The sequence below is a fragment of the Ruegeria sp. N8 genome (assembly GCF_056531325.1).
Genome location: NZ_JBQFLQ010000005.1, coordinates 172,793 through 189,780, shown reverse-complemented (window position 1 = coordinate 189,780; position 16,988 = coordinate 172,793). Strand labels below are relative to the sequence as shown.

The window sequence follows — 16,988 nt, the reverse complement described above, 5'->3', positions numbered from 1 at the left end:
CGGGCGTCCTAAGATCAGAACCAGCGACCGATGGCGACAGCGCCGGGGGCGACCATGGCGGCGTCTGAGGTGAACGATTGCACCTTATAGGCAACCTGCGTCGCGCTTGGGATGCCCCATGCAGCAAAGCGATTTGTGTCGCCGCCATCACCGGACAGTGCGGGCATAGAACCCGCTGCAAAGGGCATCGGGAAGGTCCAGATGGCTTCCGCGCTGGTAAATCCCGCGCCTTCGCCAGTGGTACAATCCGTCGGGTTTAGCCGGGCTGTGCAAATTTGGGTGCCATCTGCAAAACGGACATAGTCGCCATTCACGTTTGAACCCCGTTCGATCACTGCGCCCGTTGGGGTGCCTGCGGTTTCTTGCACCGAGCCCAAAAGGTTGCCGGGCCCATAACCGTAATCCGCCCGCATCAAGCGGCCGGTTGTGTTGTCACTGGCGTTTTGCTGGATCGCAGTACCGGATGCAGTGCCGGTTGCGGGGTCAAAAGCCAACGCGTCGCTCCAGTTGCTGCCATCCGGGGATACTTTGATCGTAAACCCAGTGGTTCCGGTCAAACCCATCTCGGCATGACCTGTCCATTCCGACTGGAACAGCAGCGACGCGGTCTCGCCCGCCGCTGCCTTGTTGATCTTCAACTGATGACCCGCGCCATCATGGCTTAGCAACGTAGCATTTGCCCGCACCGCCAGCTTGTTGGTGTCATCATACGATGTTCCAATGCCCACACCTTCTAGATTCTGCGTGCCCGCCGGGGGCGCGACCCAATTCGACCCGTCCCACAACTTGAGGACACTCGCACCCTGATCCCAGGCGCGCCATCCCAAGCTCGGGTCAAAAAACACCCAGCCATTGTCCAGCCATGCAGCCAGCTTCCCGCCTTGTCCCGCCCAATCGCCGGTGGGCGCGGCACCCAAAGCGTGGATGTCACCTTGCGCGGGCGTCGCGGGCGGGGTAACAGCATCGGTTGCGATAAGGCTGAGTTGCACGACCAGATCCAGATGGCGCAGAGCTTCGTTGTGGGTGACATGCTTTTGCGCCTGCGATGGCTGGATAAATGGCAGGTTCAAACGGGGTGAGTTCTGTGACATTGGGCGCGCCCTCCTGTGGTTGTCGGTCCGGCATTCACTGCGCGCCACAATGAGATTAAGCGCATGAATCCCGTGTGACCGGCACGCACGGCGGCGAAACCAGTTGGTAACTTTCAGTTTGCAAGCAGATGTTGGTTAGTCGCGGGCGTAGATGTCTTCGTATCGGATGATGTCGTCCTCACCCAGATACGAGCCTGTCTGCACCTCGATCAGAACCATCGGAACCTTGCCCGGGTTCTCCATCCGATGGACCGCGCCCAGCGGGATGTAGACCGATTGGTTTTCCGAGACCAGACGCGCCTCGTCATCAATCGTGACTTTCGCCGTTCCTTCCACAACGATCCAGTGCTCGGACCGATGGTGATGCGATTGCAAGCTTAGCGCGGCGCCGGGATGCACGTGGATGCGTTTGACCTGAAAGCGGTCGCCGATCACCAGGCTTTCGAACCAGCCCCAGGGGCGATGATCCACCGGCAGGGATTCTGCCTGCTTCGCGCCCTTTTCCTTCAGGGCGGCCACAGCTTTCTTCACGTCCTGCGCCCGATCCATACTGGCCACAAGAACGGCGTCTGGCATTGCAATGGCGATCATGTCTTGTACCCCCAACGCGACTACTTCCTGCGCCGAGGATTCCGAGCGGATCAGCACGTTCTGACAGTCGATAGCGGTCGCCTCGCCTGCAGTTGCGACCCCTTGCGCGTCTGGTTCTCCCAACTCGTGAACAGCGGACCAACTGCCGACATCGGACCAGCCTGCGGCATAGGGCACGACGCTCAGGTTCGGGGCTTTTTCCATGACGGCGTAGTCGATCGAGATATCCTCGACCTGCGACCAAGCCTCGGGGTCAAGGCGCAAGAAACCAAGGTCCGTTTTGGCGTTCGAGACTGCGGCGCGCACAGGGTCCATCAATTGGGCCGCATGGCCTTCAAAGGCTGCGATGATATCGCGGACCGCAAACAAGAAGATGCCCGAATTCCACAGATAGCTGCCATCCTCCAACATGGATTGTGCGCGGGCCAGGTCGGGCTTTTCAACAAACCGTTCCAGTGGAACAGCTTGGCCCTCACCGGTCGGTGCATGGCTGAGTTTCAAATAGCCATAGCCGGTTTCGGGGCGGTCGGGCTGAATACCGAATGTGACCAAATCACTGCGAGTGGTGATGGCGTCCACACCGGCTGCAACGGCCGTATGAAATGCCAGTTTGTCCGGAACCACATGATCGGACGGGGCGACCAGCATCACCGCATCGGGGTCGCTGGCGTGCAGATAGAGCGCGGCGGCCAGAACCGCCGGGGCAGTGTTGCGCCCTTCGGGTTCGATCAGAATGGGGCCGGGATCAATGCCGATTTCCGCCAGTTGTTCGGGCACCACAAAGCGAAAAGCATCATTGGTCAGAATCAATGGCTTGGCATAAGGGGCATCCGCAGGGCCACGCATCCGCTCGGCACAATCCTGCAACAGGCTTGTCGCGCCGATCAGCGGCACGAATTGCTTGGGATAGCTCTTGCGCGACAAGGGCCACAGTCGAGTCCCCGCCCCACCGCAAAGAATCACGGGATAAATCGTAGTCATCAATATCTGCCTATTAGCGCGTCGCGCCTATATTGCGCGTCTTGCGATCAAAGGAAAGAGTGGCCGATTACTGGGCCGCCTGATCCGTCGCAACAATGTCATGCAGATATTCGCGCAGATCGTCGCGCAGATCCGGGCGGGCCAGAGCAAAGGCCACGGTGGCTTGCAGGAACCCGGACTTGGAACCGCAGTCGAACCGCTGGCCTTCAAACTTGTAGCCAAAGACGGGAACTCCGTTGCCGATATCTTCTGCAATGGCGTCAGTCAGCTGGATCTCACCGCCGCTGCCTTTCTTCTTTTGGTTGAGGTTGTAGAGAACCGACGGCCCAAGAATATAGCGCCCGATCACAGCCAGATTCGACGGGGCTTCTTCGGGTTTTGGTTTCTCTACCATGCCGCGCGCGCGCACAACCGATCCGATGTTTTCACCGACATCCAGAACACCGTAAGATTTTGTTTTCTCTTGCGGAACTTCCATCGCGGCAACCATATTGCCGCCGGTTTCCTCATAGGCTTCGACCATCTGTTGAAGGCAAGGTTTGTCCCCCGCAATCACATCGTCGGGCAGCATAACGGCAAAGGGCTCATCCCCGATCAGGCGGCGGGCGCACCAGACTGCGTGCCCAAGACCAAGTGCTTTGTGCTGACGAATATAGGCAATCGCGCCGCTTTCCATATTGGTGGCATTCAGCGCTTCCAGCAGGTCATCCTTACCCTTGGCTTTCAATTCCTGTTCGAGGATGTGGTTGTGATCAAAGTAGTCTTCGAGGGCGGATTTCCCGCGTGACGTGACAAAGATGAATTCCGTAATTCCGGCTGCCCGGGCTTCGTCGATCGCGTATTGAACCAGCGGGCGATCCACCAGAGTCATGATCTCTTTTGGGACGGATTTCGTCGCAGGCAAAAAGCGGGTACCAAGTCCCGCTACCGGGAAAATTGCTTTGGTGACCTTGCGTGCCATAGTACCTCTCAAGTTCAATCTATAGTGCCGGAAATTCCGTCAAGTGCCCACGGCGAGTTCATAGGCGGTGCCGCCGGAATGTACAACGTCAACACTCGTATCAAATAACCAATCGCCGACAAGCGTGCCACTCAGACGGCAGGAAGTCAAAACGATCCGATGTCAAAGGTGCGCGCCGGGCGAATGAGTTCCAACGGTTTGGAAACAATCTTACTTATTTGAGTTAAACTAGTGCTGAATTATTAGTTAATCTTGCCTGCAAATTAAGCAGGGTTTGAATACGCCCGAAGTCAGCATTCTGACTTCGGGCCGGGTATCACCCATTGGCCATGATGGCATCCAACGGGTCGTGTTCGGCGACAAAGTGGTCAGGACGAACTTCGCTGAGGCTTGGAACATAGTCGGTCTCACCGGCAGACAACCGGCTGGGCAAAAAGCGCAGCGCGGCTTTGGGGTCCATGGGTGAGGGCAGCTCTCCTGGCAGCTTCAGCCGCTGACGGGTGCGTTCCACATCCGGGTCAGGGATCGGAACAGCCGAGATCAGCGACTTGGTGTAAGGATGGATCGGGTCCGAGCAGATCACCTCGCCATCGCCCAGCTCCACGATCCGACCCAGATACAACACCATGATCCGGTTCGACACGGCACGTACCACCGACAGATCGTGGCTGATGAAGATCATCGACAGACCGAACTCCTGCTGCAACTCGCGCAGCAATTCAACGATTTGCGCCTGAATGGACACGTCCAAGGCCGAGACTGCCTCGTCGCAGATGATCAGCTTGGGTTTGTTGATCATCGCGCGCGCGATGCCGACCCGTTGGTTCTGACCGCCTGACAACTCGTGCGGATAACGGTTGATCATGTTGGCATTCAGGCCCACACGCTCCATCATTTCGCTGACCATCTGCTTGCGCTCGCGGTCCGTCAGATCGGGGCGATAGGTCTTGAGCGGCTCGGCGATTGAGGCCGAGATTGTCATGCGCGGATCGAGGCTGGCCAGTGGGTCTTGAAAGACGATCTGCAAGTCCTTGCGGTACTTGTTCAGCTCGGCGCGTTTCAGACCCACAATGGGATGGCCCAACCAACTGACATTTCCACCGCTGGGTTCGATCAGTTGTAATACGGCGCGCGCCAGCGTGGACTTGCCGCAGCCGGATTCGCCCACAACACCCAGAGTTTCACCCTTGCGGATGTCAAAGCTGACGCCATCGACAGCCTTGAGCGGCACTTTGCGGCCGAACAACCCGCCTTTGACGTTGATCGGGAAATGCACCTTGACGTCATCGACCTTGAGCAGCGGTTCTTCGACCTTCTCCAACGCCTTGGGCGCATCGCCCGCATCAATGCGCGGCATCGCATCGAGGAGGGTGCGGGTATAGTCGTGCTGCGGGTCGCGGAAGATTTCGCGGGTGTCTCCGGCTTCGACAAATTCGCCCATGCGCATGACTTGAATGCGGTCGCACATACGGGCGACTACGCCCATATCATGGGTGATCAGGGCAATGGCGGTGCCTTCGTCTTTTTGCAGGCGCACCATCAGGTCCAGAATGTCGGCCTGAACGGTCACGTCCAGCGCCGTGGTGGGCTCATCCGCGATCAGCAGCTTGGGATTGCACAGCATCGACATGGCGATCATCACGCGTTGGCGCATCCCGCCGGACAGTTCGTGGGGGAACTGGTCCAGTCGCCGCGCGGCCTCAGGGATACGGACGCGGTTCAGCCAGTCCAGGCAGCGGGCCCGCGCCTTCGCGCCTTGCAACCCTTCATGCACCTGCAGAACCTCGCGCATTTGCTGGCCTATCCGAAGATGCGGGGTAAGTGCCGTCAACGGGTCCTGAAAGATCATGCCCACGTCAGAGCCACGTATCTTGTTCAGGCGGTTGATCGGCAGGTTCAGGATTTCGGTGCCGTTCAGAGTGGCTGACCCCAGCGCCCGTCCTGCGGGTGGCAGCAACCCCATCGCGGCCATGAAGGTCTGGCTTTTGCCCGACCCGCTTTCGCCCACGATGCCAAGGCATTCGCCGGGGTTGATGTCGAAGCTGATGCCTTTGACGGCCTCGACCACGCCATCGGGGGTGTCGAACTGGACCTTCAGGTCTTTTACGGAAAACAGGCTCATATCAGCGATCCTTCGGGTCCAGAGCGTCACGCAGACCATCCCCGATGAAGAACATCGTGATGATGATGGCGACGTAGAAAGTCAGCGGGAACATCAATTGCCACAGGGTGCCATACCCCATGGTTCCCGCCCCTTCCGCGATGAGACGACCCAGCGAGGTGTACGGTTCTGAAATCCCCAGCCCAAGGAACGAGATAAAGCTCTCGGTCAGGATCATTTCAGGCACCAGAAGCGAGGCATAGACGATCACAACGCCCAGCAAGTTGGGCAGGATATGGCGGTACATGATGGTAAATTCGCTGACACCTGCGGCGCGGGCGGCCTCGATGAACTCGCGGTTCTTCAGGGTCAGGGTCTGACCCCGTACGATCCGCGCCATGGTCAGCCAACCAACCGCGCCAAGGGCGATGAACAGCATGAAGAAGGATCGACCCGCCACGACAAGCAGCAGAATAATCACCAGAGTTGCCGGGATCGCCAGCAAGATGTCGACAAAGCGCATCATGACGCTGTCGGTCCGGCCACCGATATAGCCGGCGGCGATGCCATAGCAGGTGCCAACGATCAGCGCTGTCGCTGCACCGATCAGACCGACCAGCAGCGATGTGGTGGTGGCCTGAATGACGCGGCTGTACAGATCGCGCCCCAAATCATCGACGCCAAAGAAATGGCCCGTTTCGACCGAGGGCATACCCATGCCCTGCACGTCACCCATGACGTTCCAGTCGATCTCTTCATTGTTCCAGACCGCGAAGTAGGGTCCGATGAGGGTGAACAGAACGATCAGCGCCAGAATGATTACGCTGGCCATCGCGGCCTTGTTGCGCACAAAACGCATCCGTGCGTCTTGCCACAGTGAACGCCCCTGAATGACCGTGTAATCGGTGATATCTTCGGCCAGATGGGCGGCTTTTTGAGATTTTCCAAGCATGTTTCGCCCCTTAGTACCGGATTTTCGGATCGAACCAGGCATAGGCTAGGTCGGTCAAAAGGTTCACGATTACGGTCAGCGCGCCATAGAGGATCGTGACCCCCAAGAGCACCGCATAGTCACGCGACAGGGCCGAGCCGACATAGGCTTGCCCCAGACCGCCGGTCGAGAAATAGATGTCAACGAAGACCGAACCCGTCAGAACATAGACGAAGACCGGTCCCAGATAGGACACCACCGGCAAAAGCGTCGGTTTCAGCGCATGGCGCCAGATCACGGTTCTGGTCGGCAGTCCTTTGGCCCGCGCGGTGCGGATGAAGTTCGAGTTCAGAACCTCGAGCATAGACGATCGCGTGATCCGCGCGATCGAGCCGATATATGAGGTCGCGAGCGCGATAACGGGCATGATCAGATATGGCCATTGCCCTCCGTTCCAGCCACCGCCCGGCAGCCAACCCAGCCAAAGGGTGAAGGTCAGGATCAGGATCGGGCCCATGATGAAGTTCGGCAGCGCCTGAGCTGCAATGCCCAGACCGACAGCGAAATAGTCGATCCAGCTATTGTGCTTGATGGCCGCCGCAATCCCCAGCCCCACACCAATCGTAGTGGCAAACAGGAACGACAGGGACCCATAGGTCAGTGAGATCGGGAAACCTTGGGCGATGATATCATTCACATCGCGATCCTTGAACTTGAAGGATGGCCCGAAATCGAAATGCACCACGATGTTATACAGATAGTCCCAAAGCTGCTTCCACAGCGGCTGGTCCAGCCCATAGCGTGCCTCGATATTGGCCAGAACCGCGGGCGGCAGAGGCCGTTCCGAGGTAAAGGGCCCACCGGGCGCGAAGTGCATCAGAAAGAAACTGGCGACGATCAGCAAAAGGATCGTCGGAACGGCGACCAATAGCCGCCGGATAATATAGGCAAGCATTTCATGCCCCCAATTATTGGCTGTGCCCCAAAGCGGTCCTTGGGGCACAGCGGGATCTAAAGGTGATTACTCGGCTGTTTTGTAGAGGTTTTTGGAGTACCAGTTCTGCTCTACGTTATTGACCGGCCAGTTCCCCACATCGCTATCCATCATATAAACGCCAGCATAGTGATAGATCGGGATGACGGGGGTCTCTTGCGCGATGATACGCTCGACCTCGGTATAAAGCGGCGCGGCATCGTCTGCGGTTTTGGCAGAGGCCAGCAGTTCATCAACTTTGGCGTTGTTGTACTTGCCGTCGTTATAGCCCGAATCGGACTGCAACAGGTCCAAGAAGGTGGAGGCTTCGTTATAGTCGCCACACCATGCGCCACGGGCCAGATCGAAGTTCTGGTTGCCGCGCTCTTCCAGGAACACTTTCCATTCCATGTTGGCCAGCTCGGCGTTCACGCCCAGTTTCTGTTTCCACATCTGGCTCAGCGCCACGGCAACTTTCTTGTGCGCTTCTGACGTGTTGTAGACCATCTCGAAGCTCAGCGGATTGTCTGCGCCATAACCAGCCTCGGCCAGCAGTTCTTTGGCCAGTTCGTCCCGTTCGGCTTGCGACATCGACGCCATTTCGACGTCCGGAACGGTGAAGCCTGCGGTTGCTTCGGGTGCGAAAGTATATGCCTGCGGCTGACCGCCTGCCATGATGTTCTCGGTGATGATCTTACGATCGACAGCAAGCGACAGGGCCTGACGGACATTCGGGTCTTTGAACGCTTCCGGACCACCTTCGGACAGGTTGAACGTGTAATAATAGTTGCACAGACGCGGGAAGCTGATCGCCTCTTCCGGGTGCTCTTTTTGCAGGCGCGGGAACTGGCCTGCGGGCACTTCGGTGCGGTCCAGTTCACCGGCCAGATAGCGGGTCAGGGCCACGTTTTCGTCGTTAATGACCAAGGCCACGACTTTTTCGATAATCGTGTTGTCGTTGTCCCAGTACATCTCGTTGCGCTCGCGAACCGAGCGTTCCTGCGGCAGATGCTCGGTCAGAACATAAGCACCGTTCGACACGATGTTGCCGGGCTTGGTCCAGGCGTCGCCGAACTCCTCAATCACTTTCTGCGGGGCAGGGAAGGTGGTCGCATGCGTGGTCATCTGCGGGAAATAGGACAGCGGCGCGCTAAGTTTTACTTCCAGCGTGTGGTCGTCGATGGCTTTGACGGCCAGATCGTCAACCGGCTTTTCGCCTGCAATGATCTCGGACGCGTTCTCGATCGACATCAGCTCCATGTACCACGCATAGGGCGAGGACAGCGCGGGATCGACGGCACGTTTCCAGGCGTAAACGAAATCGCCAGCTGTAACCGGATCTCCATTGGACCATTTGGCATTGTCGCGCAGGGTGAAGGTATAGACGTCCTTGGCATCATTGGTGGTGAAGCTGGTGGCAACACCCGGCACCAGATTACCGTCTTCGTCCTGGTTCATCAGACCTTCGAACAGATCGCGGACGATCTCGGCGCCCGAAACATCCTCAACTACCTGCGGATCGACCGAGCTGTGCTCGTCCAGAATGCGATAGGTGAACGTCTGGTCATCGGCCAACGCTTCGCCCGTGGTCGGGTGGGTCCCGGCGGCAAAAGCCGCGCCGGTGATCATGGTCGAGGTCAGCAGACCTGCCAGAGATGTCCGAATATACTTGTTCATATTGTTAACTCCCATTTTTTGAAGGCAAGGCGCACGCAGCCGATCAGGGCGGCCCGTTGCCACCTTGATTGCCCGACCAGAAAGCGGCCCGGAACAGGTTCAGATTTTGCTTTGTCAGATCGCAATGAACACCGCGTCACTGGGTTTCGGTTTGCAGTCAGGAATGTTGTTGCGAAAGTCGCCTTTCACTGGGGCAGACGTTGGCATTATTTCAAAAAAGGTTAAAGCCTTTGCCTGCAAATTAGGCAACCTTAGGTGGATTGTGAATGAAACCGAGAGGTCGCAGGCAATAAAATGGCGAAACTTCACGTGTTCTTGACACTTTCGTGAAGCGCGGGGCTTGGACTTGACCTGAAGTCTTTGCATTTCCCTCACGTCACCTGATCCAAAAATGCGAATCGCTCCTGAATACATCTGTCCGTCTTGTGATCCGGCAATCAGGCGCTTGGGCCTTGGCACCGCGCACGACAGAGTATAACAGGGCGCATCCCGGTCGCAGCCTACCCGGGTATCAAAACAAGGGTTCAAAATATGAAAACGATCGTAATCTGCTCGGGCGGGCTGGATTCGGTATCTTTGGCGCATATGGTTGCGCAGGATCACGAATTGGCGGGCCTGATCTCTTTCGACTATGGCCAGCGTCACCGCAAAGAGCTGGACTATGCCGCGTTGTGTGCACAGCGCCTTGGCGTGTCTCATGACATCATCGACCTCCGCCCTGTGGGTGCGGTTCTGACCGGCTCGGCCCTGACCGATGATGTGGATGTGCCCGACGGGCATTATGCCGAGGACAGCATGAAAGTGACCGTGGTGCCCAACCGCAATGCCATCATGCTGACCGTCGCATTCGGTGCCGCCGCCGCCCGTGGTGCGGATGCTGTGGCCACTGCCGTGCATGGCGGGGATCACTTTATCTATCCCGATTGCCGCCCGGCCTTCACCGAGGCCTTTGAGGCGATGCAGAAACTGGCGCTGGATGGCTATGCCGATGTCTCGCTGTTCACGCCGTTCGTGCATCGCAGCAAGGCCGATATCGTGACCGAGGGCGCACGGGTGAACACCCCCTTCGCGCAGACATGGTCCTGCTACAAAGGCGGAGATCATCACTGCGGGCGCTGCGGCACCTGCGTGGAACGGCGCGAGGCGTTCCATCTGGCCGGCATCCCGGACCCGACCACCTATGACGACCCTGATTTCTGGGTGGCGGCCACGGCACAGAAGGAAAGCGCCTGATGTATCGGATCACCAAGGAATTCCACTTTTCTGCCTCGCACCAACTGACCCATCTGCCCGACGATCACCAATGCGCGCGGATGCATGGGCATAATTATGTGGTCGAGGTCGAACTGGCCGCCAAGGACCTGAACGCTGACGGGTTTGTCCGCGATTATGGCGAGCTGAAGCCGCTCAAGACCTATATCGACGAGACGTTTGATCATCGCCATCTGAACGATGTGATGAACATCCTGACCACGGCCGAGAATATGGCGCGTCATTTCTATGACTGGTGTGCTGCCCGTTGGCCGGAAACCGCTGCCGTGCGGGTCAGCGAAACTCCTAAAACATGGGCCGAGTATCGCCCATGACCCGCCTGCGCATTGCCGAGATTTTCGGCCCCACGATTCAGGGCGAAGGCGCGCTGATCGGGGAACCTACTGTATTCGTGCGCACCGGCGGATGTGATTACCGGTGCAGCTGGTGCGACAGCCTGCACGCGGTTGATACTGCCTATCGTCATGACTGGGCGGCGATGACCACGGATGCGGTTTGGAGCCGAGTGCGCGACCTGTCAGGCGGGCGGCCTTTGACCGTGTCGCTGTCGGGTGGCAATCCTGCCATTCAGGACTTTGCGCCCCTGATCGCGTTGGGACGGACAGAGGGTTATCGGTTCGCCTGCGAAACGCAGGGCTCCATCGCAAAGCCGTGGTTCAACCATCTGGATACGCTGGTTCTGAGCCCCAAACCGCCCTCGAGCGGGGAGACGGTGGATTGGGTCGCGTTCGACGCCTGTCTGACGGCTGCTGGAAACGGCCCCAAAACGGTGATGAAAATCGTGATCTTTGATGAGCGTGACTACGCTTGGGCCCGTGCCGCGGCGGATCGCTATCCGGCGCTGCCACTGTATCTACAGCCGGGTAATGAGACGGTCGACCCCACGCAGCCCGTCGATCCGCAAACCCTGTCGGATCGTCTGTTATGGCTGGTCGAGAAAGTTACCGCAGATGGCTGGTTCACCCCGCGGGTGCTGCCGCAACTGCATGTCCTTTTGTGGGGCAACAAACGCGGGGTCTAAAACCCCATCAGGAGAAGACAATGGAAACCATCTACAGCGACCTGACCCAATTGGGCGGCAAAACCGAACTGCCCACCTCTCCCGAAACCGCCGAGCTGGAACGGGTGCAAAACCCGCAGGCCGATATCGACTATTGCGTGCGGTTCACCGTGCCCGAGTTCACCTCGCTGTGCCCGATGACGGGGCAGCCGGATTTTGCACATCTGGTGATCGACTATGTGCCCGGCGAATGGTTGGTGGAATCGAAGTCGCTCAAGCTGTTTCTGGGCTCGTTCCGCAATCACGGCGCGTTTCACGAAGATTGCACCGTGTCCATCGCGCGTCGTCTGGTCGATTTTCTTGACCCGTGCTGGCTACGGATCGGCGGGTACTGGTATCCGCGGGGCGGTATTCCGATTGATGTTTTCTGGCAGACGGGGGCCATGCCTGAACATGTCTGGATCCCCGATCAGGGCGTGCCGCCCTATCGCGGGCGCGGCTGACACCGCCCACTTGGTTCGGGCGAAAACGCGACCCTAAAAAGCCTTGAGTAATCGTGTGGTTCTGCCGATAGTTGACCCTGATATCGGTATAAGGGCTTTTGGGTGTGAGGTATTTCAGTTGGTCGCGGGTGCTCGTGCTGGTTGTGCTTGCACTTGTGTCCGCGCAATCCGTTTTTGCCAGCGACAGTTTTCTGGACCCGCAGGGGCCGATTGCGGCCGTGCAGAAGACCCATCTGCTGCGCGCAACGGCTCTGATCCTGATTGCGGTGATCCCGGTGTTGGTGCTGGTACCCCTGATCGCCTACCGCTATCGCCGTCGCCCCGACACCTCTGCCACTTACCGACCCAAATGGGATTTCTCGGGGCCTCTGGAATTTGCTATGTGGGGTGTGCCGGTACTGATCGTGGCCATCCTGTCGTTCTACTTGTGGAAAGCGACGCATCGGCTTGATCCCTATGCCGCGCCGTTTGGAGATCAGCCTGCCGTGAACGTTCAGGTTGTGGGGCTCGACTGGAAATGGCTGTTCATCTACCCCGATCATGGCATCGCCAGCGTGGGAGAGTTCGGCATACCCGTGAACCAGCAGGTGGCCCTGACCTTGACGACCGATACGGTCATGCAATCCTTCATGATCCCGGCGCTGGCAGGGCAGATTTACGCGATGCCCGGCATGACAACCAAATTGCATCTGGTGGCCGACACCCCCCGGACCATGCAGGGCGAAAACACCCAATATAACGGCCGTGGGTTCACCAAGCAGAAATTCGTGACGCAAGCGATGCAACCGGGCGATTTTGAGGCCTGGGTCAACAGCGTCCGCACCCATGGCATTCCGCTGACCGATGAGACCTATCAAACATTGGCCATGCGCACCGACCGCGATGAGGTACAGGCCGCGTTGGGTACGCCGCTCATGCCGCTCAACGCGCTGTATTTCACGCTTGAGGAGGGGGATTTGTTCCACTCGATCCTGCACCGATATCACGGTGGGCAACCGCTACCGACAGATCAGCAACCCGGAACTGCAACCTATGGGCAGGAGGGTGCGCAATGACGTCGGAAGCAGGGGGGCTTATCGGGCGCCTAAGCTGGGATGCGTTCCCGATCGTAGGTCTGATCCAGACGCCGAACGCCAATGAGATCGTGGCCAATGCCGCCGCCGCCGTTGTTCTGGTCGGGGTGGGTGTCGTTGTAGGGCTGCTGACATGGTTCCGCCTGTGGGGGTCCTTGTGGCGTGATTGGCTGACCAGTGCGGATCACAAGAAAATCGGTATCATGTACATCGTCTTTGCGATCGTCATGCTGGCGCGTGGGGTGCTGGAAGGCGTCGTTATGCGCGCCCAGCAGGCTGCGGGGCCGGGGGACGGCTTCCTTGAAGCCGAACATTTCGCCGAGCTTTTCAGTACCCATGGCACCATCATGGTGTTCTTTGTTGCGGTGCCTTTTGTGTTTGGGGTCGCGAATTTCTTGATCCCCCTGATGATCGGCGCGCGTGATGTTGCCTTTCCGGTCATGAACCAGATCGGCTTGGGCCTGACGGTTTCTGCCGGGATGATGTTGATGGTTTCGCTGGTGGTGGGCGCGTTCTCGACCGGAGGGTGGACGGCCTATCCGCCCTATACCAGCGCCGCGTTCAACCCGGGGGTCGGGCCGGATTACTGGATTTGGGCGATTGTCGTATCGGGGATCGGCACCACCCTGACAGGGATCAACTTTGCGGTGACGATCTACAAGCTGCGGGCGCCGGGCATGACCTTCATGCGGCTGCCGATGTATTGCTGGACGATCATTTGCAGCTCGATCCTGATCATCTTTGCGATGCCGCCGTTGGGCGTGGCCGCTTTGATGCTGGCGGCCGACCGGTATCTGGATTTCCACTTTTTCACCAATGACCTTGGCGGCAATATGATGAACTACGCCAATCTGTTCTGGCTGTTCGGCCACCCCGAGGTCTATTTGTTGGTTCTGCCCGCCTACGGGATCTATTCCGAGATATTCGCCACCTTTTCGGCCAAACGGCTTTACGGGTACAATTCGCTGGTTATTGCGACCATGTCGATTGCGATTATGTCCTTTACGGTCTGGCTGCACCATTTCTTTACCATGGGGCAAAGCGCGCTGATCAATGCGGTTTTCGGCATCGCCACAATGCTGATCGCCATCCCGACCGGCGTGAAAGTCTATGACTGGATGGCGACGCTGTTTCGCGGGCGCATCCGGTTTTCGGTGCCGATGCTTTACGGTTTGGCGTTCCTGATGCTCTTTGTGATCGGAGGGCTGTCGGGTGTCATTCTTGCCAATCCGACCATCGACTATCAGGTGCACAATACTCTGTTCTTGGTGGCGCATTTCCACAATGTGCTACTGCCGGGGGTGCTGTTCGGGCTGTTGGCCGGGTATAACTATTGGTTCCCCAAGGCCTTCGGATTTCGCCTGAACGAAACATGGGGCCGGATTTCGGTGGCCCTGTGGACGGTCGGGTTCATGCTGACCTTCCTGCCGCTTTATTTCGTGGGGCTGATGGGGATGCCGCGCCGGTCGTTCAGTTGGGAAGACCCCAGCTTTCACCCTTATATGATCGTGGCTGCACTGGGCTCGCTGGTCATTCTGGCCGCACTTCTGTCGGTTGTCGCGCAGTTGTGGGTCAGTATCAAACAGCGTGAAACCACACGCGTTCCTGTCGGGGACCCATGGGACGCGCGCACGTTGGAATGGTCCATCCCGGCCCCGCCGCCGCCCTATAATTTCGCCGTTATCCCGCAGGTGACAGACCGTGACGACTTTGCCGAAACGAAAGAGCGCGGCGCGGCCTATCCAACGCCGGATGCCTACGAGGATATCCTGCTGCCGCGCAACACAAGCATCGGTTTCATCCTCTGCGTGCTCAGCGGGGTGTGGATGTTCGCACTTGTCTGGTGGATCTGGTGGCTGGCGGCGCTGACTACCGGTCTGATGCTCGTGTCCTTCATCGCCTGGACGTTCAGAACCGATACCGAAGAAGTTATCTCAGCCGAACAGGTGCGCAAGGAACACGAGGCCTGGCTGGATCTGGTCCGCGCAGCGACCCCCGTTGACCGCGATCACGAATATGCGTCGGAAAATCGCGGTCTCGCTCGCCCCGATCTGGAGGTGGCGGCATGAAACGCGCGCCCACTCACAGCTATCCGGGCCTGAATCTTGGTCGCCGCCACCCCGGCGCGGACAAGGCCAGTGAGGTCGTCTCGTTCGGGTTCTGGGTCTTTCTGATGAGCGATCTGGTTTATTTCGGCCTGATGTTCGCCATCTACATCACCATGATCGACGCTCAGGCCGGTGGCCCCGGTCCGCATGAGCTGTTCGATCTGACCAGTATTTTCGCCCAGACGCTGATCCTGCTGACCAGCAGCCTGACGGTCGGGCTGGCAATGCTGGCGCTGAAATACAACCTGCCCCGATCCCGCATCGTGATGTGGTTCGGGATAACGCTGGTCCTTGGCCTCAGCTTTCTGGTGCTGGAACTGCGCGACTTTATGGCCATGGCAGAGAAGGGCGGAGTACCCCAGCGCAGCGGCTTCCTGTCGGCATTCTACGGGTTAGTCCCGCTACACGGGCTGCATGTTGCGGCGGGGTGCCTGTGGTTGATCGTGCTGGGCATACAGCTGCGCGTCTTTGGCCTGACTGATGTGCTGATGTCCCGCGTTGTGCGTCTGGCGCTGTTCTGGCACTTTCTCGACCTGATCTGGATCGGCATCATCACTATCGTCTACTTCGGAGGGCTGACCTATGGATAACCTCACCGAGATGCACCGGCGCGAACGCAGACGCTATGTTGTCGGTTACGGCGGTTCATTGGTGCTGACGCTGATCGTTTTCATCATTGCCTATGTGTTCGGCATTAAAACCACGGGCGTCTACCTGACGATTGGTCTGTTGGGCCTGGCCCAACTGATCGTGCAACTGGTGTATTTCCTGCATATTGATCGCCGCCGCAGCAGCCGCGAGGATTTGGACCTCGTGCTGTTTTCAACGCTTGTCCTGTTGATCATCATCGTGGGCACGGTCTGGATCATGGGCAATCTGTCGGTGCGGATGCATACCTATCCGATGTAGCCCGCGGGGGCCGCGATCAGTCACTGCGTCAGCCACATTCCCAGTACTACCGCCCCCCAGCACAGGGCAAGGCTGAACGCGATGTTGCCAGCGGCCAACACAAGGGTGCGTTCTCGTTTCAGGTCCAGCGTTTGATAGGCAAAGCTAGAAAACGTGGTGAAGCCGCCGCAGAATCCGAATACCAGTCGCCGCGCCTCCTCCCCCATCTCGACTGGCCCGCCGAGAACCCCTATCCAAAGCCCCAGCAACAGGCTGCCCAGCACGTTCACAAACAGCGTTGCAATCGGCAGATCGTGCCGCAGCCGCAAGGCGATCCAATGGCGCAGAACCGCTCCCAACCCTCCGCCGAGGCCAAAGATGGCGTGCAGATAGGCTTCGGTCATCTGGCCCCCTTCACGCCGTGAACGCGCCGCCCGACTGCCTCACCCAACAGGGCTGCGGCAAGGCCTAAGACAATCTCGGACGTGGCAGCATAGACCGCGCCCCATGGGCTAGTTGAGGCGATCGCGGCCAGATCGGCCACGAAAGAGGAAAAGGTGGACAGCCCGCCGCAAAACCCCACAGCTCCCAGATGCAATACATGCGCATGAACCCGGCGCCGGATGGAATAGAGCCAGCCTAGGACGAAACAGGCAAGAACATTGATCCCGAAGGTCGTCGTTACGGCCAAGATACTGGGCAGCGGGACCGACAACCCTTCACGCAGCAGCGAACCTGCCGCGCCGCCGACAAAAACGGCAAGGAACATGCGCCCAATGTTGGGTTGAAGTTTGCTATCAGTCACAGACCCTGCCCAGTTCTTTGTGCCTTTCGGCAT

At 58.5% G+C, this 16,988-nt stretch carries 17 protein-coding genes; 8 read left to right on the top strand and 9 right to left on the bottom strand.

Annotation, left to right across the window (positions count from 1 at the left end):
* Positions 1-14: 14 nt before the first annotated feature.
* From ACR0C5_RS12210 to ACR0C5_RS12180, 7 genes are all read right to left on the bottom strand, one after another.
* A complete protein-coding gene (locus ACR0C5_RS12210; RefSeq protein ID WP_480876885.1) occupies positions 15-1,091 on the bottom strand; it encodes a DUF2793 domain-containing protein in 1,077 nt (358 codons plus the stop codon).
* Between the two features lie 135 nt (positions 1,092-1,226).
* Positions 1,227-2,663 carry a mannose-1-phosphate guanylyltransferase/mannose-6-phosphate isomerase gene (locus tag ACR0C5_RS12205; protein ID WP_480876883.1) on the bottom strand — a complete coding sequence of 479 codons (1,437 nt, stop codon included), beginning with the start codon at positions 2,661-2,663 and terminating at the stop codon, positions 1,227-1,229.
* Positions 2,664-2,730: 67 nt separating this feature from the next.
* Positions 2,731-3,624: a UTP--glucose-1-phosphate uridylyltransferase GalU gene (gene galU / locus ACR0C5_RS12200; RefSeq protein WP_170773319.1), complete on the bottom strand. Its 894-nt coding sequence runs from the start codon at positions 3,622-3,624 to the stop codon at positions 2,731-2,733.
* Between the two features lie 316 nt (positions 3,625-3,940).
* Entirely contained in the window at positions 3,941-5,746 is a 1,806-nt protein-coding gene (locus tag ACR0C5_RS12195; RefSeq protein ID WP_170773322.1) for an ABC transporter ATP-binding protein, read from the bottom strand.
* A 1-nt stretch (position 5,747) separates the two neighbouring features.
* Positions 5,748-6,677: an ABC transporter permease subunit gene (locus ACR0C5_RS12190; protein ID WP_170773324.1), complete on the bottom strand. Its 930-nt coding sequence runs from the start codon at positions 6,675-6,677 to the stop codon at positions 5,748-5,750.
* A gap of 10 nt (positions 6,678-6,687) precedes the next feature.
* The gene (gene oppB / locus ACR0C5_RS12185) at positions 6,688-7,611 is read right to left on the bottom strand and encodes an oligopeptide ABC transporter permease OppB (protein ID WP_170773326.1); all 924 of its coding nucleotides are present in this window, start codon (positions 7,609-7,611) and stop codon (positions 6,688-6,690) included.
* Between the two features lie 66 nt (positions 7,612-7,677).
* Positions 7,678-9,306, bottom strand: a complete 1,629-nt coding sequence (locus tag ACR0C5_RS12180; RefSeq protein WP_170773328.1) for a peptide ABC transporter substrate-binding protein — start codon at positions 9,304-9,306, stop codon at positions 7,678-7,680.
* A 531-nt stretch (positions 9,307-9,837) separates the two neighbouring features.
* Between ACR0C5_RS12180 and queC the strand changes: the two genes are divergently transcribed.
* The 8 genes from queC (at position 9,838) to ACR0C5_RS12140 (ending at position 16,171) form a co-directional block, all read left to right on the top strand.
* Entirely contained in the window at positions 9,838-10,539 is a 702-nt protein-coding gene (gene queC, locus ACR0C5_RS12175) for a 7-cyano-7-deazaguanine synthase QueC (protein WP_170773330.1), read from the top strand.
* Positions 10,539-10,892 carry a 6-carboxytetrahydropterin synthase QueD gene (gene queD / locus ACR0C5_RS12170; RefSeq protein ID WP_170773332.1) on the top strand — a complete coding sequence of 118 codons (354 nt, stop codon included), beginning with the start codon at positions 10,539-10,541 and terminating at the stop codon, positions 10,890-10,892. The genes queC and queD overlap by 1 nt, the downstream gene beginning before the upstream one ends.
* The gene (gene queE / locus ACR0C5_RS12165) at positions 10,889-11,599 is read left to right on the top strand and encodes a 7-carboxy-7-deazaguanine synthase QueE (protein ID WP_480876876.1); all 711 of its coding nucleotides are present in this window, start codon (positions 10,889-10,891) and stop codon (positions 11,597-11,599) included. The genes queD and queE overlap by 4 nt, the downstream gene beginning before the upstream one ends.
* Positions 11,600-11,619: 20 nt before the next feature.
* The gene (gene queF, locus ACR0C5_RS12160; RefSeq protein WP_480876873.1) at positions 11,620-12,081 is read left to right on the top strand and encodes a preQ(1) synthase; all 462 of its coding nucleotides are present in this window, start codon (positions 11,620-11,622) and stop codon (positions 12,079-12,081) included.
* A gap of 104 nt (positions 12,082-12,185) precedes the next feature.
* Entirely contained in the window at positions 12,186-13,136 is a 951-nt protein-coding gene (locus ACR0C5_RS12155) for a cytochrome ubiquinol oxidase subunit II (protein ID WP_480876871.1), read from the top strand.
* The gene (locus ACR0C5_RS12150) at positions 13,133-15,223 is read left to right on the top strand and encodes a cbb3-type cytochrome c oxidase subunit I (protein ID WP_480876868.1); all 2,091 of its coding nucleotides are present in this window, start codon (positions 13,133-13,135) and stop codon (positions 15,221-15,223) included. The genes ACR0C5_RS12155 and ACR0C5_RS12150 overlap by 4 nt, the downstream gene beginning before the upstream one ends.
* Positions 15,220-15,852 (top strand): cytochrome c oxidase subunit 3, encoded by a 633-nt coding sequence (locus tag ACR0C5_RS12145; RefSeq protein ID WP_170773341.1) that lies wholly within the window; start codon positions 15,220-15,222, stop codon positions 15,850-15,852. The genes ACR0C5_RS12150 and ACR0C5_RS12145 overlap by 4 nt, the downstream gene beginning before the upstream one ends.
* Positions 15,845-16,171, top strand: coding sequence for a cytochrome o ubiquinol oxidase subunit IV (locus ACR0C5_RS12140; RefSeq protein WP_237217442.1), 327 nt, complete (start codon positions 15,845-15,847; stop codon positions 16,169-16,171). Before ACR0C5_RS12145 ends, ACR0C5_RS12140 begins: the two co-directional genes overlap by 8 nt.
* A gap of 20 nt (positions 16,172-16,191) precedes the next feature.
* Here ACR0C5_RS12140 and ACR0C5_RS12135 read toward each other — a convergent pair whose 3' ends face one another.
* Positions 16,192-16,554: a fluoride efflux transporter FluC gene (locus tag ACR0C5_RS12135; protein WP_170773343.1), complete on the bottom strand. Its 363-nt coding sequence runs from the start codon at positions 16,552-16,554 to the stop codon at positions 16,192-16,194.
* On the bottom strand, positions 16,551-16,955 hold the full coding sequence (locus ACR0C5_RS12130) for a fluoride efflux transporter FluC (protein WP_480876863.1): 405 nt from the start codon (positions 16,953-16,955) through the stop codon (positions 16,551-16,553). Before ACR0C5_RS12130 ends, ACR0C5_RS12135 begins: the two co-directional genes overlap by 4 nt.
* Positions 16,956-16,988 lie beyond the last annotated feature (33 nt).